Origin of the sequence: Lentilactobacillus parafarraginis DSM 18390 = JCM 14109 (assembly GCF_001435895.1) — a bacterium.
GTDB classification, from domain to species: domain Bacteria; phylum Bacillota; class Bacilli; order Lactobacillales; family Lactobacillaceae; genus Lentilactobacillus; species Lentilactobacillus parafarraginis.
The window spans coordinates 1-439 of sequence record NZ_AZFZ01000218.1 but is presented as its reverse complement, the minus strand read 5'-3'; the positions used below and the strand labels follow the sequence as shown (position 1 = coordinate 439).

Sequence of the window (439 nt, the reverse complement as noted above, 5' to 3'; positions counted from 1 at the left end):
CAAGGCTACTTTCTGGCCTGGGAACTGACGCCGGCGGCCCTTGATGATCGAAAAGCCGCGGAAGAACTCTTATTAACCGCGCCCGCGCGACGGGTCTTAGCCGATGGCGGCTATTTAAGCCAACCATTAAAAGATCGGTTGGCCACCACCTTTGGCATTCATCTTTGGACGCCGTTGCGCAAGAATATGGCTGCCCAGACAACGGTCGATACCGGATTTTTGAAAAATCAACGTCGGCATATTGAAACCAATTTTAATAATTTAGATACAGTGGGCCACTTTGAACACCCGGGAATTCGAACCATGTCCGGTTTGGAAAGCCGCTTAGAAGCGCTGTTACTGTGGCACACGATTCGAGTTCATGAACAACTCGCCGCTGGCAAAAGCGGGTTAAAACTTGGCCATTACTAACCAATATTTCATAACTAGCACAACGCGT

General features: G+C 49.4%; 1 protein-coding gene. It reads left to right on the top strand.

Going from position 1 to position 439, the window contains the following annotated elements:
* A partial coding sequence (locus tag FD47_RS14805) for a transposase (RefSeq protein WP_156404177.1) occupies positions 1–411 on the top strand: 411 nt, incomplete at its 5' end.
* Positions 412–439 lie beyond the last annotated feature (28 nt).